25 protein-coding genes and 1 riboswitch are annotated in these 25,286 nt (G+C 35.2%); of the genes, 15 read left to right on the top strand and 10 right to left on the bottom strand.

Annotation, left to right across the window (positions count from 1 at the left end; translation table 11 throughout):
* Positions 1–20: 20 nt before the first annotated feature.
* Positions 21–707 carry a 2,3-diphosphoglycerate-dependent phosphoglycerate mutase gene (gene gpmA, locus BLT48_RS05960; protein WP_035020070.1) on the bottom strand — a complete coding sequence of 229 codons (687 nt, stop codon included), beginning with the start codon at positions 705–707 and terminating at the stop codon, positions 21–23.
* Positions 708–944: 237 nt separating this feature from the next.
* Between gpmA and BLT48_RS05955 the strand changes: the two genes are divergently transcribed.
* The 4 genes from BLT48_RS05955 (at position 945) to BLT48_RS05940 (ending at position 6,095) form a co-directional block, all read left to right on the top strand.
* Positions 945–1,730: a glucose-1-dehydrogenase gene (locus BLT48_RS05955; RefSeq protein WP_035020068.1), complete on the top strand. Its 786-nt coding sequence runs from the start codon at positions 945–947 to the stop codon at positions 1,728–1,730.
* Positions 1,731–1,967: 237 nt separating this feature from the next.
* Positions 1,968–2,936 carry a glycosyltransferase family 2 protein gene (locus BLT48_RS05950; protein ID WP_089976167.1) on the top strand — a complete coding sequence of 323 codons (969 nt, stop codon included), beginning with the start codon at positions 1,968–1,970 and terminating at the stop codon, positions 2,934–2,936.
* The gene (locus tag BLT48_RS05945) at positions 2,923–3,339 is read left to right on the top strand and encodes a GtrA family protein (protein ID WP_089976165.1); all 417 of its coding nucleotides are present in this window, start codon (positions 2,923–2,925) and stop codon (positions 3,337–3,339) included. Before BLT48_RS05950 ends, BLT48_RS05945 begins: the two co-directional genes overlap by 14 nt.
* A gap of 8 nt (positions 3,340–3,347) precedes the next feature.
* Positions 3,348–6,095 carry a YfhO family protein gene (locus tag BLT48_RS05940; RefSeq protein WP_089976162.1) on the top strand — a complete coding sequence of 916 codons (2,748 nt, stop codon included), beginning with the start codon at positions 3,348–3,350 and terminating at the stop codon, positions 6,093–6,095.
* Between the two features lie 50 nt (positions 6,096–6,145).
* On the opposite strand, the gene BLT48_RS05935 is transcribed toward BLT48_RS05940, so the two are convergent.
* From BLT48_RS05935 to BLT48_RS05925, 3 genes are all read right to left on the bottom strand, one after another.
* Positions 6,146–6,853 carry an MgtC/SapB family protein gene (locus BLT48_RS05935; RefSeq protein ID WP_089976159.1) on the bottom strand — a complete coding sequence of 236 codons (708 nt, stop codon included), beginning with the start codon at positions 6,851–6,853 and terminating at the stop codon, positions 6,146–6,148.
* Between the two features lie 216 nt (positions 6,854–7,069).
* The gene (locus BLT48_RS05930) at positions 7,070–7,639 is read right to left on the bottom strand and encodes a chromate transporter (protein WP_089976157.1); all 570 of its coding nucleotides are present in this window, start codon (positions 7,637–7,639) and stop codon (positions 7,070–7,072) included.
* A complete protein-coding gene (locus BLT48_RS05925; RefSeq protein ID WP_089976155.1) occupies positions 7,636–8,214 on the bottom strand; it encodes a chromate transporter in 579 nt (192 codons plus the stop codon). The genes BLT48_RS05930 and BLT48_RS05925 overlap by 4 nt, the downstream gene beginning before the upstream one ends.
* A 271-nt stretch (positions 8,215–8,485) precedes the next feature.
* On the opposite strand from BLT48_RS05925, the gene BLT48_RS05920 reads away from it, so the two are divergent.
* Together BLT48_RS05920 and gorA are read left to right on the top strand one after the other, a co-directional pair.
* A complete protein-coding gene (locus tag BLT48_RS05920; protein WP_089976152.1) occupies positions 8,486–9,340 on the top strand; it encodes a glycosyltransferase family 8 protein in 855 nt (284 codons plus the stop codon).
* 59 nt (positions 9,341–9,399) lie between these two features.
* Positions 9,400–10,752: a glutathione-disulfide reductase gene (gene gorA / locus BLT48_RS05915; protein WP_089976150.1), complete on the top strand. Its 1,353-nt coding sequence runs from the start codon at positions 9,400–9,402 to the stop codon at positions 10,750–10,752.
* Between the two features lie 164 nt (positions 10,753–10,916).
* Here gorA and BLT48_RS05910 read toward each other — a convergent pair whose 3' ends face one another.
* Entirely contained in the window at positions 10,917–11,144 is a 228-nt protein-coding gene (locus BLT48_RS05910; protein WP_035020052.1) for a hypothetical protein, read from the bottom strand.
* Positions 11,145–11,429: 285 nt separating this feature from the next.
* Positions 11,430–11,530: riboswitch (purine riboswitch) on the top strand.
* A gap of 168 nt (positions 11,531–11,698) precedes the next feature.
* Here BLT48_RS05910 and BLT48_RS05905 point away from each other — a divergent pair.
* Both BLT48_RS05905 and BLT48_RS05900 read left to right on the top strand, forming a co-directional pair.
* Complete coding sequence (locus BLT48_RS05905) at positions 11,699–13,162, top strand: NCS2 family permease (RefSeq protein WP_089976146.1); 1,464 nt, start codon at positions 11,699–11,701, stop codon at positions 13,160–13,162.
* Positions 13,163–13,355: 193 nt separating this feature from the next.
* Entirely contained in the window at positions 13,356–13,832 is a 477-nt protein-coding gene (locus BLT48_RS05900) for an AI-2E family transporter (RefSeq protein WP_089976143.1), read from the top strand.
* Between the two features lie 52 nt (positions 13,833–13,884).
* Here the strand turns inward: BLT48_RS05900 and BLT48_RS05895 are convergent, their stop codons facing one another.
* Positions 13,885–14,637 (bottom strand): NAD-dependent epimerase/dehydratase family protein, encoded by a 753-nt coding sequence (locus tag BLT48_RS05895; RefSeq protein ID WP_089976141.1) that lies wholly within the window; start codon positions 14,635–14,637, stop codon positions 13,885–13,887.
* 85 nt (positions 14,638–14,722) lie between these two features.
* Complete coding sequence (locus tag BLT48_RS05890; protein WP_035020045.1) at positions 14,723–14,920, bottom strand: CsbD family protein; 198 nt, start codon at positions 14,918–14,920, stop codon at positions 14,723–14,725.
* 257 nt (positions 14,921–15,177) lie between these two features.
* Here BLT48_RS05890 and tsaB point away from each other — a divergent pair, with 257 nt between their 5' ends.
* Genes tsaB through tsaD form a run of 4 tightly spaced genes read left to right on the top strand, consistent with a single transcriptional unit; the run spans position 15,178 to position 18,012 of the window.
* Positions 15,178–15,900 carry a tRNA (adenosine(37)-N6)-threonylcarbamoyltransferase complex dimerization subunit type 1 TsaB gene (gene tsaB, locus BLT48_RS05885; RefSeq protein WP_035020043.1) on the top strand — a complete coding sequence of 241 codons (723 nt, stop codon included), beginning with the start codon at positions 15,178–15,180 and terminating at the stop codon, positions 15,898–15,900.
* The gene (rimI, locus tag BLT48_RS05880; RefSeq protein ID WP_226776593.1) at positions 15,884–16,462 is read left to right on the top strand and encodes a ribosomal protein S18-alanine N-acetyltransferase; all 579 of its coding nucleotides are present in this window, start codon (positions 15,884–15,886) and stop codon (positions 16,460–16,462) included. The genes tsaB and rimI (BLT48_RS05880) overlap by 17 nt, the downstream gene beginning before the upstream one ends.
* An 11-nt stretch (positions 16,463–16,473) precedes the next feature.
* Positions 16,474–16,944: a ribosomal protein S18-alanine N-acetyltransferase gene (gene rimI / locus BLT48_RS05875; RefSeq protein ID WP_089976137.1), complete on the top strand. Its 471-nt coding sequence runs from the start codon at positions 16,474–16,476 to the stop codon at positions 16,942–16,944.
* Positions 16,945–16,992: 48 nt separating this feature from the next.
* The gene (gene tsaD, locus BLT48_RS05870; RefSeq protein ID WP_089976134.1) at positions 16,993–18,012 is read left to right on the top strand and encodes a tRNA (adenosine(37)-N6)-threonylcarbamoyltransferase complex transferase subunit TsaD; all 1,020 of its coding nucleotides are present in this window, start codon (positions 16,993–16,995) and stop codon (positions 18,010–18,012) included.
* Between the two features lie 202 nt (positions 18,013–18,214).
* Here tsaD and BLT48_RS05865 read toward each other — a convergent pair whose 3' ends face one another.
* A complete protein-coding gene (locus BLT48_RS05865; RefSeq protein ID WP_089976131.1) occupies positions 18,215–20,161 on the bottom strand; it encodes an ABC-F family ATP-binding cassette domain-containing protein in 1,947 nt (648 codons plus the stop codon).
* Between the two features lie 317 nt (positions 20,162–20,478).
* Here BLT48_RS05865 and BLT48_RS05860 point away from each other — a divergent pair, with 317 nt between their 5' ends.
* Positions 20,479–21,120, top strand: coding sequence for a redox-sensing transcriptional repressor Rex (locus BLT48_RS05860; protein ID WP_035020037.1), 642 nt, complete (start codon positions 20,479–20,481; stop codon positions 21,118–21,120).
* Positions 21,121–21,643: 523 nt separating this feature from the next.
* On the opposite strand, the gene BLT48_RS05850 is transcribed toward BLT48_RS05860, so the two are convergent.
* Complete coding sequence (locus BLT48_RS05850; RefSeq protein WP_035020036.1) at positions 21,644–22,294, bottom strand: CPBP family intramembrane glutamic endopeptidase; 651 nt, start codon at positions 22,292–22,294, stop codon at positions 21,644–21,646.
* A gap of 348 nt (positions 22,295–22,642) precedes the next feature.
* On the opposite strand from BLT48_RS05850, the gene groES reads away from it, so the two are divergent.
* Together groES and groL are read left to right on the top strand one after the other, a co-directional pair.
* Positions 22,643–22,927: a co-chaperone GroES gene (groES, locus tag BLT48_RS05845; RefSeq protein WP_035020035.1), complete on the top strand. Its 285-nt coding sequence runs from the start codon at positions 22,643–22,645 to the stop codon at positions 22,925–22,927.
* A gap of 48 nt (positions 22,928–22,975) precedes the next feature.
* On the top strand, positions 22,976–24,601 hold the full coding sequence (gene groL / locus BLT48_RS05840) for a chaperonin GroEL (RefSeq protein ID WP_035020034.1): 1,626 nt from the start codon (positions 22,976–22,978) through the stop codon (positions 24,599–24,601).
* Between the two features lie 94 nt (positions 24,602–24,695).
* Here the strand turns inward: groL and BLT48_RS05835 are convergent, their stop codons facing one another.
* A complete protein-coding gene (locus BLT48_RS05835) occupies positions 24,696–25,007 on the bottom strand; it encodes a hypothetical protein (RefSeq protein ID WP_089976130.1) in 312 nt (103 codons plus the stop codon).
* Between the last annotated feature and the right edge of the window lie 279 nt (positions 25,008–25,286).

The following is a 25,286-nucleotide window of genomic DNA, read 5'->3' as shown; positions in this document are numbered from 1 at the left end:
CGAGAAGGGATGGATTTTTATTAGTCTAAATAATATTTTTTAGTAACGATTAATTCTTCATTTAGTTCATAAACAAGCGGTTGGCCAGTCGGAATTTCAACAGCCATGATCTCATCGTCTGATATCTCTTCCAAGTATTTGATTAGAGCTCGAATTGAATTGCCGTGAGCAGCGATTAATACGGTCTTGTTGTCTAAAATAGCTGGAGCGATATGATCTTCCCAAAAAGGAATCACGCGTTCCAATGTGACTTTCAAACTTTCACCCATTGGAATGGTCCGTTTTTGGAGGTTAGCATAGCGGCGATCGTTTAATGCAGAGTTTGGATCATCTGGCTTCAACAATGGTGGCAAAGTGTCATATGAACGGCGCCAAATGAGAACTTGTTCTGATCCGAATTCTTCTGCTGTCGCTTCTTTGTTTAACCCTTGCAATGCTCCATAATGACGTTCATTTAACCGCCATGATTTTGTTTCTGGAACCCATAATTGGTCCGATTCTTCTAAGACAATATGGCAAGTCTTGATGGCTCTTTTTAAGACAGACGTAAAAGCAAAATCAAAATTAATGCCAGCATTTTTAATCTTTTTCCCAGCTTTGCGTGCTTCTTCATACCCTTGTTCGCTTAAATCGGCGTCCATCCAGCCTGTAAATTGATTTAATTTATTCCATTCGCTTAACCCATGTCGCACAAAAATAAGTTTCAACTTAAACACCGCCTTCTTCTGTTATAGAATGTAAACTTCCTCTTTATTTTACTCTTGTTTTTTATAAAAGCTAATCATATGATAGTAGCTCTTACTGCATAGTGATGAAGAATTTCCTTTGTAATGAAAGAGATGAGCTGTCGAGTGTTGAAAATAGACGCTCCTTTTTTAATGAGCTATACTTATTTTGAGTATGTACTATGTATAGAGTAGTTAGTTAAAAATGGGAGGGATTAGATGTACACTGATTTAAAAGGGAAAGTAGCCGTTATTACAGGTGGTTCAAAAGGAATTGGAAATGCAATTGCTAGACGGTTGTCAGAAGAAAAAATGAAAGTAGTTATCAATTATCATAGCGATAAAGAAGGAGCCGAAGAAACGGTAGAAGAGCTCAAAAAAGTTGGTGGAGAAGCAGTGGCAGTCGAAGCTGATGTCAGTAGTGAAGAAGGTATAAAAGCTTTATTGGATGCAGCGATTTCTAATTTTGGCGATTTAGATCTGTGGGTCAATAATGCAGGCATGGAAAACAAAGTGTCCACTCATGAATTGACTTTGGAAGACTGGGATAAAGTCATCAATGTGAATTTAACAGGGGTTTTTCTTGGTTCTAAAGCAGCATTGAATCATTTCTTAGAAAACGATAAAAAAGGAAACATCATTAACTTGTCTTCTGTTCATGAACGTATTCCTTGGCCAACATTCGCGCATTATTCCGCTAGTAAAGGTGGAGTGAAATTGTTCAATGAGACCATTGCACTAGAATATGCGCATAAAGGAATTCGAGTGAACAGCATTGCACCAGGAGCAATCAATACACCGATCAATGCTGAAAAATTTGAAAATGAAGAAGAAAAAGAAAAAACGTTAACCATGATTCCAATGAATTACATTGGAAAACCGGAAGAAGTTGCAGCAGCTGCAGCTTGGTTAGCATCAAATGAATCAAGTTATGTAACAGGTACCACGTTGTTCGTTGATGGTGGTATGACGTTGTATCCATCTTTTGAAAAAGGTGAAGGTTAAAGAAATAGTCAAAAGAGTTTTGAATAATGTAGTTTTCACTCTAGTAAATGGCCGTTTATTGGGGTAAGAATAGCAATTGTTCAAGGCTTTTTTTATCTGAAAAATTAATGAATTTAAAAGAAATTTCTCATTTAAAGGGTGCAAAATTAGACGTCTATTTTGCGGTAAGATATACTAGATAAGAGACGAACGTACACAACTACAGGTTCGATGTACGATAATGAAGGGTTAGATTGAATGAAAACTATTACAATATTGATTCCTGCTTACAATGAAGAGGCCGTAATTGACAAAATGTATGAAAAGTTAGATAGCGTCTGTGGAGGTTTATCCCAGCACACATTTGAATTTTTATTTGTGAATGACGGAAGTACCGACAGAACGCTTGAGCAGATAAAAGCGTTTAAAAAGAAGGATTCACGTGTACAATATGTAGACTTATCCCGTAATTTTGGGAAAGAAACAGCTATGTTGGCAGGATTTGATTACGCTAAAGGAGATGCTTTGATCATTATTGATGCCGATCTTCAACAACCTCCAGAAACTTTTGCTGAAATGATTCATTGGTGGGAAGAAGGCTATGATGATGTTTATGCTGTGCGTAAAGAACGCGAAGGGGAAACGTGGTTAAAAAAATGGACCTCTGACATGTATTACCGCGTTTTACAAAAAGTTGCTAAAGTAAAAGTTTACCCACAAGCAGGTGATTTTAGATTACTAGACAAAAAATGTGTAGCTGCATTGACTCAGTTGAGAGAACATGAACGTTACACAAAAGGGATGTATGGCTGGATAGGATTTAAAAAGAAAGAAATATCTTATATAGCTGAAGCTAGAGCAGCGGGAGAAACAAAATGGAAATTGTCAGCTTTAATGAATCTGGCCTTAAATGGAATAACATCGTATAGTACAATGCCGTTAAGAATTTGGTCAATTATTGGATTCATTATTTCAATGTTTGCTTTTGTCTACTTGACGATTGAAATTATTCGAACGATGATATTTGGGACGAGTGTTGCTGGTTACCCGTCTTTAATTGCCGGTATCTTATTTTTAGGTGGTATTCAGCTGATTTCGCTTGGTATTATTGGGGAATACTTAGGTCGAGTTTTTGTCGAAACGAAGGAACGGCCGGTGTACTTTATTCAAGAATATTCAGAAAAAGAATTGAAGAAAGAGATGGATGTACAGGATGACAAAAATTAAACGTTTCGTTAACAAGTATGAAGAAGTAATTGGTTATTTGATTTTTGGAGGATTAACAACGGTAGTGAATATCATTGTTTTCTATTTATTTGATTCCGTTTTTGACGTACATTATTTAGTTGCAAATGCAATTGCCATTGTTGTATCTATTCTATTTGCTTTTTTTACCAATAAAAAATATGTCTTTAAATCTTCCACACCTACAGTGCAATTATGGTTAAAAGAGTTTAGTTTGTTTGTATCTTTTCGTTTACTATCAGCTGTTTTTGATATGGGGAGTATGTGGTTGTTGGTTGACGGTCTGAATTTGAATGCAAATGTTGCAAAAATTATTACACAATTTATCGTTGTAGTATTGAACTATGCATTCAGCAAATTTTTTATCTTTAAGCAAGGAGAGTGATCCAGTTGATGAAAGACCTTGGCGAAAATTTAGTTGAAGAAAAAAAAATCACTAAGCTGACATTTGCTCTCTTTACAGGTTTGTTTCTTATTATAATCACAGCAATTTATAGCTATTTTATCGTGCTGCAAAAGTCATTTATCTGGGAAGGTGATGGTTTTTCGCAGCATTATTTAATCTTTAAAGATTATTCATCCTTGATAAAGACCTATTTTTCAAATCCTTCAGCTGGTCTCCAGTTTTGGGATTGGACAAATGGCATGGGTGCAGATGTATTAAGTGCGTATGGGTATTATGTAGTAGGTGATCCGTTTGTTTACCTAGGATTGTTATTTCCTGCAAGCATGACGGAATTTGCCTATCATGTGCTTGTTTTTTTGCGTGTGTATGCCATAGGAATTGCTTTTCTATTCTATTGTCGCAGAATGCAACTAGCAAGTTCAGGTGCTTTAGTTGGTACGTTGATGTACACCTTTGCTTTTTATGTGGTATTAAATGTCACTCGGCATCCTTTTTTCTTGATGCCAATGCTCTTTTTTCCGTTACTGTGTATCGGGATTGAAAAGATTTTGCACAATGAATCCAATACATTATTTATTGTCGTTATTTTTCTCAGTGCATGTAGCAATTTTTACTTCTTTTATATGTTGAGTGTATTGATTTTTATTTATGCCGTTATCCGGTATTTTAATCTGTATAGCACAAAAAATAATAAATTACTGCTAGCTTATGTTTGGAAAGCTGTCTATTCTTATTTAATAGGACTGTTATTGTCGAGTATTTTATTCGTCCCAATCGTAGGTGGATTCTTGCAATCATCAAGAGAGCCGGGAAATTTTGCCAGTGGGCTGCTTGTTTACCCCGTTAAGTATTATTGGTCCTTACTCTTAAATCTATTTATTTCTGAACGTTACTTATGGACGGTCTTTGGCTACTCGTCATTTGCATTATTGATGGTGCCGATGCTTTGGATGCAACGCAAAAAGTTTAGCTTTATTCCAGCTACTTTAGGATTGTTTGCAGTGATGTTGACACTGCCGGCATTTGGTTCCATTATGAATGGTTTCGCAGGCCCTTACAACCGTTGGACATTTGCTATTTCGTTGTTTGTTTCATTAGGAGCTGCAATACTTTACAATAGTCGGTTTAGCTTAAAGAAAAAAGAAGTTTTAGCTATGGGCTGTATGATTCTGCTTTATGGAGGAGTATTGTTTGTAGTTATTCAAGTAATCGATTTTAGAACAGCTTTTATTGCTCCTTTGATTTTTGCAAGTCTGATGTGGCTGGTATTATTTTTAGCAAATAAACAACAAAATAAAAAAGCCTTAACAAAACGTTCTAAAGGATTTTATTCTGCAGTGTTATTGCTGCTCATCATGGCAAATTTAGGTTACAGTGCAATGGATTATTATTACTCTTGGGGACAAAATACGATCGAACTTTCAGTCGATTATGGAACGATTGATGACGAGTATTTGATGACTTTTGATCAATTGGAGCAACAACTTCCACAAGATAAGGATACCTCTCGCATTGGAGTCACCAGTAAAGACAATCATATAAAGAATCAATTCATTATTTTAGAAGAAATGGGACTGAATTCTTATCTGTCGGTTTCAAATGGTTTTATCTCAAATTTTGCCCGTCAATTAGGAACAGGCCAATTTCAGCTTATTCAACCTTTACGAAATGGATTTGACGACCGACAAATTGCAAATAATTTTTTAGGCGTTCGCTATATTCTGACGGAAAAAGAAAATGAAGTCTATCTTCCTTATGGGTATGAAGTAGTGGAAAACCTTTCTGATAAGAGTTCAGATTTTATTGTTGCTGAAACAAAAAATTATTTTCCTTTTGCTTCTGCCAACTCGACATACCTAACGTATGAATCGTTTGAAAAAATGAATCCTATCGAAAAAGAGCAGTTCTTATCTTACGGAGTTGTGATCGACTCAAAAGAAGTCGAGACAACGGATTTGACATTATTCGATCAGTCGTTAAATGTTAAAAGTGTAGGGTATCAATTAATTTCGGAGAATAAGAGTAAAGCAGATATTGAAGAAGATGAGATAACGATAAAAGAGGATAATGGAAAAGTGGAACTGCTGTTGGATGATGCAACGGTTTTGCAACAGGCTGAAGTGTATGTTTATTTGGAAGGGGTAGATTTTACACCTAGCGTAAGTGATCCTTTAACAGGCACTCCAACTGCTTTTAATGCTCGAATAGAATTAGGAGAACGAAAAAAGACGATTCGTCAATCAGATGTATTGAGCTTTAGTTCTTACTTTAAACGGGAAAATATGTTGTTTAATATGGGGTTTCAAGATGAAAACAGCAAGAAAGAGACAATCTCTCTTCAGTTTTCTAAAGGAGGAAACTATAAATTAGAAGATCTTACAGTATTCGTTGTTCCTTTAGATAAAGATTATTCAGACAGAGTGATGGAGAAGAGAGACAATCAACTAAACATTGAAACGTTCACTAACCAAATGATCAGTGGCTCAATTACTATGACTGAACCATCGATCTTGGCTACTACGATTCCATTTACTCAAGGGTGGAAAGCGGAAGTCAATGGTGAAGAAGTTGAAACGATTCTTGTTAATGAAGGTTTTGTAGGACTTCCATTGGGGGCAGGAACTTCAAAAGTAACGTTTACGTACCGACCACCATTTTTAATTTTGGGAGCTTTTCTTTCTTTAGCAGGAATCATCTTATTGGCATTAAACCATGTATTTTGGAATAAACACTAAGAGTTAGTAAAAAAAAGAACAAAAGTGAGTAATGTTCACTTTTGTTCTTTTTAGTTTTCTCTTAACGTATGAACACGACGAATGTGTTCAAATTCTGAGAGATCTTCTACTACAGAAGCAATCGATTTAGTATCCGGCAAACTAAGTGTGTAAAGGTTAATGTAGCTGTTTTTCTCTACATTATTAGTATCCACACTATAATCTAAGCCGAGAACATTGATCCCCATACTAGCAAAATAACTAGTAAGAAATTTTTTTGTTTCTTCACGATTTACATAATAAATTTCGATTCTTTTTGAACTTTGAACACGAAAGAGCCTTTTGATTACACGTAAAACAAGTAAAATGACTAAACAACCCATTAGAGCTAAAAAATAGCTTCCCATACCAACGGCTATGCCTAAACCAGCAATCGTCCAAATAGAAGCAGCTGTTGTCAGTCCGGTAACACTTTTTTTAGTCACGATAATTGTACCGGCACCTAAGAATCCGATTCCGCTAATGATTTGAGCCGGCATCCGAGTCATATCTGTGTTCAAAACCTGAGCTAGATCCGGTTGACTTAATCCCATTTCAACTGTACTGTACGTAACTTGTAATTGAACTAATGTAATAATACAGGCTCCAGCACATACCAAAATGTGTGTGCGTAAACCAGCATCATGGCCTTTTATTTCCCGCTCATAGCCAATCACGCTTCCAAATGCAACGGCTAATATCAATCGGAGAAAGATTTCACTGTATTCTAATTCAAACATGTAAACACCTACTTTCTAGAAGAAGTATGCAAAATGAAAGTGATTTAATCGATTCTTTTTCTTTAGTATAAAGCAGACAAATAGATTCACAAATGATTTAACTTTAACAGATCATAATTTTTTTTATTAGTAAATTTATTTAAGTCTAGCAGTTCAACACAGACCAGAAAAAATTTCTTCTAAGAATTTGACATGAGTTGCTGAAAGTACTTTAGATTAAATTGTCGTTACTCCATAAATCATCAGTCGAACTAGTCCCGCCGCCAACATGATAAAAATTGGTCCGATTTTTGTTTTTCGCAGTAAAGTTAAGCCAATACCAAACAAAATTAGTGAAATCCAATCTAATTCAGCCCATTTAACTGGAAGGATTTCGCTATTAAACAAAGCAGTTAATAGAATAGACAACCCAGCAGAAGCAATTAAAGCAACAACAGCTGGACGCAAGCCTTTAATAACTCCTTGGACTAAAGACAATCCTTTGTATTTATAATAAAGTACTGCTAAAAGCAACACAATAATAACAGAAGGTGTGATACAACCTAATGTAGCTATCAATGATCCAGGGATTCCGGCTACTTTTGTCCCTACAAAGGTAGAAGCATTCAAAGCAATCGGTCCTGGTGTCATTTGAGAAATTGTTACAATATCAATGTATTCCGTACTAGACAACCAATTGTTTTGCTCAACTACTTGTTCTTGGATCAAAGGCAAGGCAGCATAACCGCCTCCAAAGCTTAAAGCGCCAACTTGGAAAAAGCTCCAAAATAATTGCAAATAAATCATTTGTTTAGTCCTCCTTTAGTTACATGCGTCTCTTTATAAGTGGTGTAAGCACCTATTGCGCCGCAAACAAATAAAATAATAACGATATTAATTGATGTAAAGGCGGCTGCTAAGAAAGCAAGAATCATAACAAGGATGGGGAGGGATTTTTTATTTTTCGTAATTCCTTTGACCATGTCAATAACGACATTTACGATAACAGCAGCGACTCCAGCTTGCATACCAAGCAATACAGCATTTATAATAGCATTGTCACGAAAAGCCAAATAAAAATAGGAAACAATCGTGATAATCACAAGTGGGGGGATAGACGTTCCTAATACAGATAAAAGAGCGCCACGAATACCAGCCATGCGGTAACCTATGATAATTGAAGCGTTAACCGCGATTGGTCCTGGAGAAGATTGAGCAATAGCTACTAAATCAAGCATTTCTTCTTCTGTAATCCATCCTAATTCTTTTACAAAACGCTTTTGCATAAGCGGAACAATCACATATCCTCCACCAAATGTAAAAGCACTCAATGTAAAAGTAGATGAAAATAATGTCCAATAAAATGATGCATCTTTTTTCATAAAATTCTCCTTTGTCTGATAAAATCAATTCATTAATTTCAGTATACATTAAATCAAAGTAAAAAAAAAAATCTGTGATATGAAGTACTGTAATTTTTTATAAAATAGGTTTTTTTTAAACGACTTTGATTGCAACTTATGCTTATTTAATTCATACTTTAATCTAGATACTATGCTGATGAAAGAAAGAATGTTTGAAAATACTATAAGATAGAGAAGAATAGGCAACATTTGAACTATAAAATAAGCAGTAAGGTATAGGAGAAAGGTTATGAATCTACTATTTACACTTAATGAAAATTATTTAGAGCCATTCTTTACAGCTCTTCGATCAATCTTTCATTCAAATGATAAAGAAAAAATGACGATTTATTTAATGCATCAAAATATACCACAAACTAGAATAATCGAAGTAGAGCAATTCGTAACAGGGAATGGACATGCATTTTTTCCAGTCGATTGTAAAAATCTTTTTTCAGAAGAAGCAGTTGTTAATCGCTACTATTCGATTGAAATGTATTATCGTTTACTTGCTCCATTCGTTTTACCAATAGAAATAGATCGAATTTTATATCTTGATCCTGACATTATAAATTTACGTTCTTTTTCAACCTTTTACAAACAAGATTTTGAAGGGAAGTTATTTGTAGCAACAACACATGACTACGCTACAAAATGGATACAGCCAATCAATAATATTCGCCTAGGAACTTTATCATCTGAAGATTACTTCAACACGGGTGTTATTTTGATGAACTTGACTTTAATACGGAGCACTCGAAATCTTGAAGAGATAATTACAGCAATCAAGAACAATAAAAACCGGTTAGTTCTTCCTGATCAAGATATTTTCAACCATTTATATTGGAATGAAGTTAAAGAAGCTGAATGGCGTATTTATAACTTAGATGCTCGTTTTTATTCTCAATTAAAACGCGTTTTCCCACGTAAATTTTCGATTGAATGGGTAGAAGAAAAGGTCGTATTCATTCATTATTGTGGCAAACACAAGCCTTGGATCGAAAGAGAAAGTTATCGATATGAACTGGGCAGTTACTATCATTATTTTGAGGATATCTTAAAACAAGAAAATGAGTTAAACTTAATGATAGAAGATAATGAATAAGTGATAGTTTTTTTAAAAGTTATAGTAAATTGAAAACAAAAAGAAAGTAGGAATAATGAATGGTTAAAAAATATGATTACATTGTAATAGGCGGAGGAAGCGGTGGTATTGCTTCAGCTAATCGTGCTGGAATGCATGGAGCGAAAGTGGCTTTGATTGAAGGCAACGCTATTGGTGGAACTTGTGTCAATGTAGGATGTGTTCCTAAAAAAGTTATGTGGCATGGAGCTCAAATAATGGAAGATATGGAACTATATGGAGAAGACTACGGCATTACAATTAAAGATCGCCAATTAAATTTTGAAAAATTGGTAAAAAATAGAGAGGGATACATCTCTCGATTGCATACTATTTATCAAAAAAACTTAAATAATAATAAAGTCGATTTGATCAACGGTTATGCAAAATTTGTCGATGCACATACTGTTGAAGTGAACGGGGAGCATTACACAGCAGATCATTTCTTAATTGCTACAGGTGGTCGTCCAGCTTGGCCAGAAATTCCAGGAGCAGAATACGGGATGACCTCAGATGGTTTCTTTGAACTAACGGAACTACCTAAACGGGTAGCAGTCGTAGGAGCTGGATATATCGCTGTTGAATTAGCAGGCGTTTTACATGGGTTAGGTTCGGATACGCATTTATTTGTTAGAAAGCATGCGCCGTTACGAAATTTTGATTCGATTATTGTCGAAGGACTTGTTGAAACAATGGCTAGAGAAGGAGCAGCTTTACATATCCATGCTGTTCCTAAAGAAGTGAAAAAAAATGAAGATGGTTCTTTAACCATTCATTTTGAGGACGGTTCTTCACATACAACAGATGCTGTCATTTGGGCAATTGGTCGTGAACCAAATACAAAAAATTTGAATCTTGCGGTAACGGATGTTGAATTAAACGATGGTGGGTATGTTAAAGTAGATAAGTACCAAAATACGACAGCTAAAAATATTTACGCTATTGGAGATGTAGTCGGTCGTATTGAATTGACTCCAGTTGCTATTGCTGCAGGACGTCGATTGTCTGAGCGATTATTCAACAATAAACCAAATGAGTTTTTGGATTATACAAATATTCCAACCGTTATCTTCAGTCACCCGCCAATCGGAACGATTGGAATGTCTGAGGAAGAAGCAAAGGAAACTTATGGTGAAGCAGATATTAAAGTGTATACATCCATCTTTACCTCTATGCACAGTTCTATAACAGCTAACAGACAAAAAACGTACATGAAACTAGTGTGCCAAGGTGAAAATGAAAAAGTAGTTGGTTTGCATGGGCTTGGAAGAGGTCTGGATGAAATGATTCAAGGATTTGCAGTAGCCATAAAAATGGGTGCAACAAAGGCAGATTTTGACAATACAGTAGCTATTCATCCCACTGGATCAGAAGAATTTGTTACAATGAGGTAATCAAAAAATAAATTGAATACAGCAAAATAAGGTTGAGGCATATTGCTCAACCTTATTTGCTTATGTCAAAAATATTAAAAGTTCAATACCAAGAACCATCAGCTGTATAGTGAAAAAATTTACCGTTTTTGAATGATGAAAGTCAATTAAATAATGTAGTATGGCTATTCGTATGTCCATTTACCAGTGCTATCGTAATGCACAAGTTCACCATTATTAAAATGAACATCTACGGTTTGAAGACTGTTGTTCCATACGACTTCTTTAATATTTTCCTTATCATATTTAATGGGATCATCTAACGTATCCATGTGTTGCGCGTAAACATTTGCTAACAAGCTGATCTGACTTGAATCTAACTCGCTGTAACCTTTTACTTGTGTGAAATCCATACTAATTCCCCCTTGTTTATGATAAATCTATTGTAACTCAATCTATGCAAAATAAAAAAGAAAACCCTTTAGTATAAGAAGTTGAAATTAGGTAGCATGGTCAATAAAATAAATCTAGAAGAAGAAAGCGGTTAAGAATTAGAAACAAATAAGAGGGAATAAAGGTTATTTTTTTAGGATTTCTTAATTTAACTGATTTTCTCAAACAAAACACGAACAATAATCTAATTAAATTAGTGGAATATTTCTTTTGTGGTTGTTTTATACTGAGCCATCTTCTATAATTAACATGCAATGTTTAGAACCGAATATAATTAAGCGATATGGGCTTTAAGTTTCTACCGGACACCGTAAATGTTCAGACTATTGGTTCTAAATAAACTCATTTAGGTTTATTTAGAGTTTCATTAGACACATTGAAATAACTGCGATCATTTATACTTGTATTTTTGTACTTATATCTTTTACGAAGCAGTTAGGTAGAAAATTAAAGACTCTGTAGGTTTAACTATTCAGGTTCACTTGTAATACAAATAAAGTGGGGAAATAGTAAAATGGAAAAGTTTTTTAAGTTGAAAGAAAATGGCACTAAAGTAAGCACTGAAATCACGGCAGGTCTAACAACTTTCTTTGCGATGTCTTATATTATTTTTGTTAACCCAGCAATTTTATCTTTAACGGGTATGCCTACACAAGCTGTTTTCTTATCTACTATAATAGCAGCTGCTATTGGTACATTAGTGATGGGATTATTTGCAAATGTCCCTTATGCACAAGCTCCTGGAATGGGATTGAACGCATTCTTTACGTATACAGTTGTTTTTGCACTAGGTTTTTCATGGCAAGAGGCTTTAGCAATGGTGTTTATCTGTGGGATAGTGAATATCTTGATTACAGTAACAAAAGTACGTAAATTGATCATTCATTCAATTCCAGAAAGTCTGCAACATGCAATCAGTGCTGGAATCGGCGTTTTTGTTGCTTATATCGGAATTAAGAATGCAGGATTTCTTCAGTTTACTTCTGAACCTGGAAATATCCAAACGGTTAACAATGCTTCTTTTGATGCAGCAGCTTCTTCTTATCCAGATGGTATTTCAAGTGTTGTAACTGGTGGTGGAATTGTCCCTGCATTAGTTAACTTTACAAGTCCTGGATCATTATTGGCCTTGATTGGCTTGATCATTACAGTGATTCTACTAGTTAAAAATGTTAAAGGTGCTATTTTAATTGGAATTATCCTTACAACGTTTATTGGAATTCCAATGGGAGTTGTTGATTTATCTGTCGTATCTAATCCAGCTAATTCACTAGGAAATGCTTTCTCAGAATTAGGAACAACTTTTGGTGCAGCATTCGGTAATGAAGGAATGATTTCATTATTTACAGATGTAGCACGTTTACCTCTAGTTATTATGACGGTTTTTGCTTTTAGTTTATCGGATATATTTGATACTATCGGAACCTTTATTGGGACTGGTCGTAAAACAGGAATATTTAGTGCTGAAGACGAACTAGCGCTAGACAATAGTGCTGGATTCAAAACAAAAATGGACAAAGCATTATTTGCAGATGCAATTGCAACTTCTGCAGGAGCTATTTTTGGGACTTCAAATACAACAACTTATGTTGAAAGTGCGGCCGGCATTGGTGCTGGTGGAAGAACTGGTTTGACAAGTGTTGTGGTAGCTGTATTATTCTTATTAACAAGTTTATTTTCGCCACTAGTAGCGCTTGTACCGACTCAAGCAACCTCTGCTTCTTTAATATTAGTAGGTGTAATGATGATGTCATCGTTCTTAGAAATCAATTGGGAAAGCTTGGAAGAAGCCATTCCAGCATTTTTTGCTTCAATATTTATGGGATTATCGTATAGTATTTCTTATGGTATTGCTGCAGGATTTATTTTCTACGTTATTGTTAAAGTTGCCAAAGGAAAAACAAAAGACATTCATCCAGTATTATGGATCTCAACTGGACTGTTCGTTCTTAATTTCGTAATTATGGCTTTCATTTAAAAAATGAAAGAATAAAAAGCCGTTTAACCCAAAGTTTCTAATATATTCTCTAAATCACCTTAAGCAATACAGGAGAGAAACTGTTATTGTTAAGGTGATTTTTTTGTAGATTTTAAAGATACTACTCAAGTTGGATTACATCAACTTGTTCTTTTTGTATAATAGAAGAAATGAATGAGAAATGAGGAATAAAATGAATGATTTAAAAGAAATTTTATCTCAATCAGTAAGAGGTATCAGAGGATATTTTAAAGCAGCAGTGAAATTGGCTGCGTTGACCTTTATATTACTCTGCATTGGGTTTGTTATCATTGGAATTGATCATTGGGGATTAAAAGCTTTAGGAGTTGCTATTGTAGATATGATTCCAATTTTAGGAAGTGGAATCATTATGATTCCTTGGGCGTTAGTTTATTTCTTTATGGGAAACACCACATTGGCTTGGCAACTAGGATTATTGTACATCGTTATCACTGTTATCCGTCAAATTGCTGAACCGTTTGTTACAGGAAGAGAAATTGGTGTCAGACCTCTTTACACCTTTATCTCCACTATAGCTTGTATAGTGTTGTTTGGTCCATTTGGAGCTCTATTGGGAGCGCTCATAGCCATAGTAATAAAAGCCGTTTACGAAGTGAAAATGGTCCGGAAAAATTATCCGAACGAATAGAAAAAAACAAAAAGGCTTTGTTACTCTAATTTAGAGTAACAAAGCCTTTTTACTATTCATTTTTTTTAAAGTAACCGAGTAGTTTAAAACCGTCATCCTGTGGTTGGTAGCCAATATCAACGCGAGCTTGGTCAATATCTAAACGTGGGAAAGTATTGTTTGAAATACCATTAACCAGTAAGAAAGGTTCTTTCAGTGTTGCAGTTAAACAACAGTCTACAAGGTGACACATATCTTTGCCTGATAAGTAATTGGACATGGCATCCGGTGTAGCTAATGCAGGCAAGTCATCGCCTTTAAAATCTCCAATTCGAAGGCCAATCGATTCTAGCCCGGCTGTAAAAGCGTAATGGCTGGCTAAACCTTCTAGATAGACTTTAGACACCCCATACAAATCAGCAGGACGTACGGGATCATTTGTAGCGACTTGTACATTTTGCAGATAAGCATCAACAGCATGGATCGAACTAGCAAAAATAATCCGTTTGATGGATTCATTTTTGGAAGCTTCTAAGTAAAGATTATGTGGAATCTTATAATTTAAATCTAAAAGACTATCATAAAATTCTGCGTCAGGGCTAGGATCTCCAGCTAATTGAATGACGTAATCTACTCCATTTAATAGACCATTCCAGTTATCTAAAACGGATAAATCTAACTCTTTTGTAGTGGTACCATCTACAAGTTCTTTATCTGAATCTGAAAAATCGATATCTACTAAAGTTAACTTATGGTTCTTTTTAAGATGAGTTGTTAAGACTTCTCCAATGGTTCCCGTTGCACCAGTGATTAGGATATTAGCCATATTATAATCTCCTTAGTAAAAAATAAGTTAAGTTAAAAAGAGCACCACGTTAGCAGTACTCTTTAGGGGGAAACAAGGTTAAAGGTTACTTGTTGTTCTTGTCATCTAAGTCGCTTTTCACTTTGCCGACCTTTTTTTGAACTTCGCCTTTGGCTTTTTGAGCTTTACCTTCAGCTTGTTTGCTATGGTCGTTTGTAGCATCACCATAAGAATCTTTGGCTTCTCCAACGACTTTGTCTTTAATACCTTTTGCTTTATCTTTCATTCCGTTATCTTTTTCCATGTTCAATTCCTCCTATGAAACTAGATTTTTTGACGGTGAACCTATTATCTAACTAAAATTTTAGGTGTAAACTCAAAAATTTTGGAGATGAGATAATAACTATCTTTTACATAAAGAAGCATAACTTCTTGCAAATAAAAAATCAACTAATACGCTTTCAGGTTAGTTTACAAAAATAAGGAATTTAAGTTTTTATAAGATATGTGCTAAAATAAAATTAGAATAAATGGCCTAGTCATATAAAAGGGAGTCGTCTCATGAAAGTATTGGCAATAGACACTTCTAATCAAGCAATGAGTATTGCAGTGTTAGATGGAGAAAGAATTATAGGAGAAATGACTACAACTATTAAACGGAATCATAGTGAGCGTTTGATGCCTGCTATAGACGAGTTAATGAATGATATTCAATGGAAACCTAGTGAACTAGATCGAATAGTGGTTGCTAAAGGGCCGGGTTCTTACACGGGTCTGAGAATTGGTGTAACGATTGCTAAAACGTTAGCGTGGACTTTGGGTGTTGAATTAGTTGGTATTTCTAGTTTGAAAACACTAGCAGGAAATTGTGAGTCCTCAACACACTATCTTGTTCCTTTATTTGATGCTCGTCGTAAAAATATTTATACCGGTTTATACCAATGGCAAAATGGAAATTTGGTTCAAATTGAACCCGATACACATATTTCAGCAGAATTATGGGCTGAGCATTTAAGTAAAAGAGAAGGCACATTTGAATTAATTGGAGAAGACCGCTCTTTATATACAGATACATTTGAACAGCATTTAACGAACCGGGTGTTTGAAGCGCCATTAAAAGATCATCTGCCAAAAGCTGGTGTTTTAGGTTTATTAGGGATAAAGGAAGAACCTGTAGATGCACACATGTTCACGCCTGACTATTTGAAACTAGCAGAAGCGGAGGAAAATTGGCGTAAAGAGCATCCAGATCAACTGGAGGAAGCCTATGTTGAAAAAATTTAAGCAGTGGTTTATTAATGAGGATGTTATTACGCTTACTAATCAAATGGGTTCCAATAAAAAGTTGGCGAAACGAGCACAACTTGAAAATAAAATCTTTCAGTTGGATGATGGCTCTCTTTTGCAAGCTTCAATTGGATCAGAAACTGATATTTCCGATATTTTAAAAATAGAAACACTTTGTTACAATGGAAAAACACCGTGGAATAAAAAAGCGTTAGAACATGAAATCAAAACAAATACTCGCTCTATTTACTTGATTGTTCGAAAATCTAAGCAAGCAATCGGCTTTATCGGTGCGTGGTTAGTAGATGAAGAAGCTCATGTAACCAATGTAGCTGTTATTCCAGCTCATCAAAAACAAGGAATTGCTACTTTTTTGATTTCGGAATTGCAAACAATTTCCCAACATGAAGGCATGAAAAGAATGAGTTTAGAGGTTCGCGTTTCAAATGAAACTGCACAACGTTTGTACAGTAAAATTGGTTTTGAAAAAGGGAAGATAAAAAAAGCATACTATACCGGTGACCGAGAAGATGCACTGGAAATGAGTAAGCCGTTATGAGGAACTGAACAATGGATAATTATTCAAATGAAAAGACCGTTTTTTTATTTAATCAAAGTTGGGATTTAACAGCACATGAATTGTTTCAATTGGCTGAAAGCAGTTATCCTAATGGGAGCCCTTGGCCTGTTGAATCGTATAAAAGTGAATTAGCAGGATCCCATAACAAATACGGAATAGCTTTGAAAAAAGCAGAGAAAGTTGGGTTTATAGGGTATACTCAACTTTTTGATGAGGTAGAAATCACCACATTTGGGATTCTAAAACCTTTTAAAAATCAAGGAATCGGCCAATCCTTTTTAAGCGCATTTATCAAACAGTTAAAAGTTGAAGAAATCAAAACAGTCTTTTTAGAGGTTCGAGAGCAGAATAAAGTTGCGATTGCTGTATATGAGAGAGCAGGTTTTGAAACAATCTCGCTGCGTAAAAATTATTACCATGACCCTGTTGATCATGCCTTGATCATGCAGCTGAAGATTTAAAAACAGAGACATAGGTTGAATAGATTCTAGTACAGAAAGAGTGAAAGCATGACTATAAAGAGAAATCTAATTTTAGCAATTGAATCGAGTTGCGATGAAACCAGTGTGGCCGTGATTGAAGATGGGACGATTGTCCATTCAAATATTGTTGCTTCACAAATAAAAAGCCATATGCGTTTCGGTGGAGTAGTGCCTGAAATTGCTAGTCGACATCATGTTGAACAGATCACCCAATGTATTGAGGAAGCGATGACTGAAGCAAACGTTAATTATGAAGATCTTTCAGCAGTAGCTGTTACACAAGGACCAGGATTAGTTGGTGCACTCTTGATTGGGGTTAACGCTGCAAAGGCTGTTGCTTTTGCACATCAATTACCGTTGATTGCTGTTAACCACATGGCAGGTCACATTTATGCCAATCGTTTGATTAAACCGCTTGTTTTTCCACTCTTAGCATTAGTTGTTAGTGGGGGACATACTGAACTGGTTTATATGAAGGAAGATGGTGACTACACAATCATTGGTGAAACAAGAGATGATGCAGCAGGAGAAGCCTATGATAAAATCGGTCGCGTATTAGGCTTGCCTTATCCTGGCGGGAAAAAGATAGACGAGATGGCTCATCTTGGAGAAGACACTTATCATTTCCCAAGAGCTATGTTGAAAGAAAATAACTATGATTTTAGTTTTAGTGGCTTAAAAAGTTCCTTTATCAATACTGTTCATAATGCCAATCAAAAAGGAGAGCCACTAAATAATATAAATTTAGCTGCTAGTTTTCAGGCAAGTGTGATTGAGGTCTTGGTTTCAAAAACGTTAAGAGCCGCTAAAGAATTTAAGGTGAAACAATTGGTTTTGGCAGGAGGAGTAGCGGCAAATAAAGGATTGCGTGATACGCTTACGAAAGTTATGGCTGAAGAATTGCCAGATGTAGAATTGATCATTCCGCCATTGTCGCTGTGTGGAGATAATGCAGCTATGATCGGAGCGGCTGCTTCGATTCAGTATCAAAAAAATCAGTTTACGGATTACGCGTTGAATGCTAAACCAGGATTAACATTTAACTAGGATTGATACAAAAGTACTATAAAATAAAATTTCTTCTGGAATAGTCGGATTTGCTTGTGGAGAGCCATGGAATCCTTTGCATGGTTACAAGAAACTCTTATTTCTCCAGAAATCATTATTAAGAGTGTTTATTATTCTAATCAACAAAGAAAGTTTTAGAAAGCAAAAAAGGATGAGACGAAACTCTCACCCTTTTTTGCTTTTATTGTAATTCTTCTACTTGTAAGCTTTTTTCTTCCCATTCACCCACTAAATTGTCTAGTTTTTCTTGAGCAACGTTAATTTCTGTGTTCAGTTCCTGTACACGTAAATGATTACCGAATACTTCTGGATCAATTAATTGTGTTTCGCAGTTTGAAATAATCGTTTCAAGTTCATCCATTTCTACTTCGATTGTTTCAATACGACGTGTCAATTGGCGAAGTGTTTTTTGTTCAGCTTTATTGATTTCACGATTTCCTTTGACTGTTGGAACAGGTTCAACTTTGGATGTCTCGGCGGTCTTAGTTTCCACCAATAACCGCATTTCTTCTTGCTCAGCTTTTTTTGCAAGATAATAGTCGTAATCACCTAAGTAAAGAGTACTGCCGTTTTCAGAGAGTTCGATGATTGTTGTTGCAATTCGGTTGATAAAATAACGGTCATGAGAAACGAATAGTAAGGTTCCATCAAAATCAATTAATGCATTTTCCAAAACCTCTTTACTATCGATATCCAAATGATTTGTTGGTTCATCTAACATAAGAAAATTATCTTTATTCATCGCTAGCTTAGCTAAAGCTAAACGTGCTTTTTCTCCACCACTTAGTGAAGAGACCGATTTTTCCACATCCGCACCAGAAAACAAAAAACTACCCAAAATGGAACGAATGTCTTTTTCAGGAGTAGTTAGATGCTCATCCCAGAGCTCAGCTAATACAGATTTCGTTGAATTCAAATCGGATTGTTCTTGGTCATAATACCCCAATAATACATTTGTTCCTAAATGCTTTTCACCTTGAATCAAAGGAAGATGTCCAATTAAGGATTTTAATAAAGTTGATTTTCCAATCCCATTTGGTCCCACTAAAGCAATCGAATCGTATTTTCGAACATCTAATTCAATAGGACTAGATAAAATAGTATCCTCGTACCCAATGGCTCCATTAGCCAAGGTCAAGACAACATTTCCACTTTCCTTTTCTGATTTGAAAGAGAAGCGAGCAGACTTTTCATCTCCTTGAGGTTTATCTATCCGGTCCATTTTTTCTAGTTGCTTCCGTCGGCTTTGTGCGCGCTTAGTTGTTGAGGTACGGACTAGATTGCGACTGACAAAATCCTCTAGTTTTGCTATTTCACCTTGTTGTTTTTCAAATTCTTTCCATTCTTGTTCAAGTTGAGCAGCCTTTAAATCCAAGTATTTCGAATAATTTCCTTTGTAATGGGAAATTTTTTGACGACTGATTTCATAAACTTCATTGACTACTTTATCTAGAAAGTAACGGTCATGAGAGACAATCAATAATGCTCCAGTATAAGACTGTAAATAGTTTTCTAACCAACTCAACGTTTCGATATCCAAATGGTTTGTCGGCTCATCAAGAATCAGTAAGTCTTTCTTTTCTAATAATAATTTGGCTAAAGCTAATCGTGTTTTTTGTCCACCGGAAAGTTGACTGATGTGTTTGGAATAATCATCTTCGTAAAAACGAAAACCATGCAAGACAGAACGAATTTCAGCTTGATAACTAAAACCATTTTCTTCACGGAAGCGATTTTGAAGATGGTCATAGCGGTTTAGAGTTGACTGATAGAGTTCTTCATTAGAAAGTAATGCAGGGTCTCCGAGTTGCTGCTCAATCGTACGCATGTCTTTTTCTAGTTGAATAACCGGTTCAAAGACTGTTAACATTTCATCCCACATACTTTTTTCAGAAGATAAACCAGTGTTTTGGGCTAAATAACCAATCGTCACTTGTTTCCCTTTGACGATCTTCCCAGCATCAGGCTGCTCGATATCCGCAATCATTTTTAAAAGTGTTGATTTTCCGGTACCGTTTCTACCGACTAATGCAATACGTGAATTTTCTTGAATCTCTAAATAAATATTTTCAAATAATACATCTGCTCCAAAATAACGAGCAACATGTTGCGCTTGTAATAGAATCATAGCTTAGGTCCTCTTTTCATCATTCTCAATAATAGTTTAGCACATATCGAGAGCGAGGGAAATTACAATCCAAGAAAAGCTAACTTTTTAAAAGTGGCTTCACAATCTTTCTTGTGAATTTTGATAAGATAATAAGTAGAGTAGAAAAGGTTGTCACTATTTTTTTGAAATTAATGGTAGTATTAAAACTAAAAAATGATATAATAGGAACGTTCACTAAAAAAAGATTGTGAAGAAAAAGATATAACGATTTGCTTGTGAAAAGAGACAACGAATCAATCAAGAAAGTAGACTAATGACTGATGGAGGAAAAAAGAATGGTAGAGAAGAAAATACCCAATGCAACGGCTAGGCGATTGCCGATATATTATCGCTATTTGCGATTCTTACATGATTCCGGAAAAGTACGTGTTTCTTCAACTGAATTGAGTGACGCGATTAAAGTGGATAGTGCAACAATTCGAAGAGACTTCTCTTATTTTGGTGCTTTAGGAAAAAGAGGATACGGATACGATGTTGAAGATTTAATGAATTTCTTTAGCAAAACACTTAAACAAGACCGATTAACCAATGTTGCCTTAATCGGAGTAGGGAACTTAGGACATGCCTTATTGAATTACAACTTCCATCAAAGCAACAACATGCGAATAAGTGCAGCTTTTGATATAAATGAAGAAATTGTTGGCACTATTTTAAGTGGTGTTCCTATTTATCATATGGATGATATGGTTGAACAATTAAAAATTCAACAGATAGAAATTGTGATTATCACTATTCCATCAGACGTCGCACAAGCAACAGTAGAACGTTTAGTTGAAGCAAATGTAAGAGGAATTTTGAATTTTACTCCTATTAGAATTTCTGTACCAGACAAAGTGAGAGTTCAAAATGTTGATTTGACCAATGAACTACAAACATTGATTTATTTCTTAGATCATTACAAACCAGAAAACGCGTAAAAAAGGACTCATTTGTCAAATGGTGTTGATAGAATAAAATAAATTTCTTCTGGAATAGACGGGTTTGCTTGTGGAGAGCCATGGGAACGTCTGAAGCCTGTAGTCTTCAGAGCTTTCAAGCCTCAAATAAAACGTAAACGCTGAAGCGCTAACGCTTTATAATTCGCATTGAATCCAATGCATGGCTACAAGCAAACCCTATTCCTCCAGAAATATCTGGTAACCAATTTAATTAAGCTAGCAACACTAAAAAGTATAGAGCAAAAAAAAAGGACCCAAACCGGTTATGGTTTGGGTCCTTTTTTTATTTTAAAGTAAACTTCAAGTATTTTTGAAGCTCTAACGAAATAACTGGTAGAAAAAACGACATAGAGAACAGAAAAAAATGTCCAACCGGAATTTCCCACAGAATCAATCGCAAACCAGATGAATACTCCTGACATCAAGTAAGTAAAAACAATTTGCATTATAAAATTACGTTTATTTATCAAATGAAAAGTCCTTTCTAACACTTAGCACGTACTTATAAAAAATTTACTACTATAACTACTGTGTTCATAATAATATGGGTGATAATGGGAGTGGCAATATTTTTAGTTTTACTATATAGAAAACAAAAGACAAAAGCCATAGCAGAGTACAATAAAATGTGTCCATCAAAATGCATAAAAGCAAAGATAAGAGAACTGATCACTGCAGCACCTATTCCACCAGTAAGATCATATAAAAAACCAAAAATAACTTTTCTGAAGACAAATTCTTCCATGATTGGTCCCATAATAGAGACGACAATTATATAAATTGGATAATTGTCAACGAAAACAAGTATATTTTGAGTATTAACAGAATCTATTGGAATCCCCAAAAGTAAAGTTTCAATTAAGTTTGCCATGTATTGAGCCAAAAGCACCAAAGGGATTCCGGCAATACCCCAATAAAGAACACTCTTTCTAGGTAATGATGGACTTAAGGTCAACGAATTTCGGATGGTCGATTTTCGATTCAATAAGAGCATAACTATTGCGCCTAAAGTAAAACTAAAAATTGTCCCATAAACGGAAGCTTCAGTCTGGAAATTTGTTGGAGCTAGAGAAATAATGATGGCCGGTAAGAATTGAGCAATTAAATAAAATAAAATAATTAAAATCGATGTGTGACTCGTAAGTTTCTTCATATGATTAAGACCTTCTTTTTTCGAGATAGCGTACGTTCGTTATATACAGTTTAGTAAATAGCAGTCAGAGTATCCAATAGAAAAAAATTCTCCTAAAGAAGCCAACTCTATGCTAGGTAAACTGAAAATAACTTCATTTTTCAGTATAACATAAAAGGTCCAAAAAGGGGTATAACAATAGACAGTACCGAACCCTTTTCAATAAAACAATCCTTATTTGAAAAGGAATAAAAATCAAGATGAAAATTCTTGCAATCTTTTTTATATTTGTTATTATAAAGAAGTAGTTTAGCACTTGATATGTTTGAGTGCTAAAAATGAAGAAATAATTTAGATGGAGGGATTTACGTGTTAAAACCATTAGGAGATCGTGTCATCATTGAAGTTGCTAAAGAAGAAGAAAAAACAATCAGCGGGATTGTTTTACCGGGTTCCGCTCAAGAAAAACCTCAAACGGGTTCTGTAATAGCTGTTGGAGAAGGGCGTGTTTTAGAAAACGGCTCAACAGTAGCAGTGTCTGTTAAAGTAGGCGATACTGTTTTATTTGAAAAATACGCTGGAACAGAAGTGAAATACGACGGTAAAGAGTATTTAGTGGTAAAAGAACACGATATCGTTGCAGTCATAGATTAAAGATAACTTAAAAAATGAACAAACTAAATTAATGAGGTGAAGGAAAAAATGGCAAAAGATATTAAATTTTCTGAAGACGCTCGTGCATCAATGCTACGTGGGGTAGATATTTTAGCAGATATTGTTAAAGTAACATTAGGACCCAAAGGAAGAAATGTTGTTTTAGAAAAAACTTACGGCTCACCACTCATTACTAATGATGGTGTGACAATCGCAAAAGAAATTGAACTAGAAGATCATTTTGAAAATATGGGAGCACAACTTGTTTCAGAAGTTGCTTCTAAAACAAATGATATTGCTGGAGATGGTACTACAACAGCTACAGTTTTAACTCAAGCTATCGTTCGTGAAGGATTGAAGAATGTAACAGCTGGAGCTAATCCAGTTGGGATTCGCCGCGGAATCGAAATGGCCACAAAAGTTGCTGTAGAAGAATTGCTTGCTATTTCTAAAAAAGTTGACTCAAAAGAATCAATTGCACAAATTGCTGCTATTTCTTCAGGAAGCAATGAAACAGGAGAATTGGTTGCAGAAGCAATGGAACGCGTTGGAACAGATGGCGTTATTACAATTGAAGAATCTAAAGGAATCGAGACAGAATTAGGTGTTGTTGAAGGAATGCAATTTGATCGTGGGTACCTTTCTCAATACATGGTAACAGATAACGATAAAATGGAAGCAAACTTAGAAAACCCTTATATTTTGATTACCGATAAAAAAATCTCAAATATTCAAGAAGTCCTTCCATTATTGGAACAAATTTTACAACAAGGACGTCCATTGTTGATCATTGCTGATGATGTTGATGGCGAAGCTCTTCCAACATTAGTATTGAATAAATTGCGTGGAACATTTAATGTTGTAGCAGTTAAAGCTCCAGGATTCGGCGATCGTCGTAAAGCTATGCTTGAAGATATTGCTATCTTAACTGGCGGAACGGTTATTACTGAAGATTTAGGTCTTGAATTGAAAGATACTGAAATCAGTCAATTAGGACATGCAAGTAAAGTAGTCGTGACGAAAGATGCTACTACAATCGTTGAAGGAGCTGGCTCAGCAGAATCTATCCAACACCGTGTTGCTTTACTTAAAGCTCAAGCAGCTGAAACCACTTCTGAATTTGATAAAGAAAAATTACAAGAACGTCTAGCTAAACTTTCTGGCGGAGTTGCAGTCATCAAAGTTGGAGCTGCTACTGAAACAGAATTAAAAGAACGCAAATTACGTATTGAAGATGCTTTAAATGCAGCTCGTGCAGCTGTTGAAGAAGGTATCGTTTCCGGTGGTGGAACAGCCTTAATCAATGTTCAACGTAAAGTTGCAGAAATCGAAGCAACAGGCGATGAAGCAACAGGTGTGAAAATTGTGATCCGTGCTCTTGAAGAACCTGTTCGTCAAATCGTGACAAACGCTGGTCTTGAAGGTTCTGTAATCGTTGAAAAACTGAAAAGTGTCGATTTAGGCGTAGGATATAACGCAGCTACTGATGAATGGGTAAACATGATTGATGCTGGTATCATTGATCCAACTAAAGTAACTCGTTCAGCTTTACAAAACGCAGCTAGTGTTGCAGCGCTATTGTTAACAACTGAAGCGGTTGTTGCAAACCAACCAAAACCTGACGCTCCAATGGGCGGAATGGGAATGGATCCTGGAATGGGCGGCATGATGTAAGCTCGTTATCTTGAGACTCAATTAAAAAGTAGAGCAAAAAAAGTTCTGACATTTGTCAGAACTTTTTTTGTGAGTAGATTGTAATTCCGTCAAATTATTCAAATTCTAAATCATTCATCATTTCATCTAAATTTTCTAAAGCTTCATTCTTTTCAAAAAATTCGATCCAAGCTTGATAAGGATCAGATGATTTAGTATTAATCGTGGTTTTGAATTTATCATAGATACTTCTAACGATATCTGTCCACATTCTATTAACAGCACGTTCTAATTTTGCTTCATTCCATCTTTTTGCGGGGGGTCTTCTGCTGTTACGTCTAAGTTGATCATCCATAGCTTTTTCGAAAAAGATACTTTTACTTCCTAAATTAGCGTCTAAATACTCTTCGAACTCTTTAAAATTCAATTATATCACCTTTCTAAAACTCGTTTTTTAAACTTTTATACCTCGTTCTAATTAACTATCTATCAGAAAATTTAATAGTGGCATCCATTGCTATAGTTAATTTCTGCAATCCCTTATAACTTTCTAAAAAGGGATAGTAGTTGCCTTTAATAATACCATAAAGCATAAAGCAATAGAAAGGTTCCAGGAATTTAAATAGAATGTTTTCTATATTCAGAGTAACTTAAACAAAAAAACGCTCTTTACAACACCAATAAACGTTGCTATAATAATCTTTGT

It is taken from the genome of Carnobacterium viridans, from assembly GCF_900102725.1.
In the GTDB taxonomy this organism is placed as follows: domain Bacteria; phylum Bacillota; class Bacilli; order Lactobacillales; family Carnobacteriaceae; genus Carnobacterium_B; species Carnobacterium_B viridans.
This window is presented reverse-complemented; position numbering and strand designations above follow the sequence as displayed.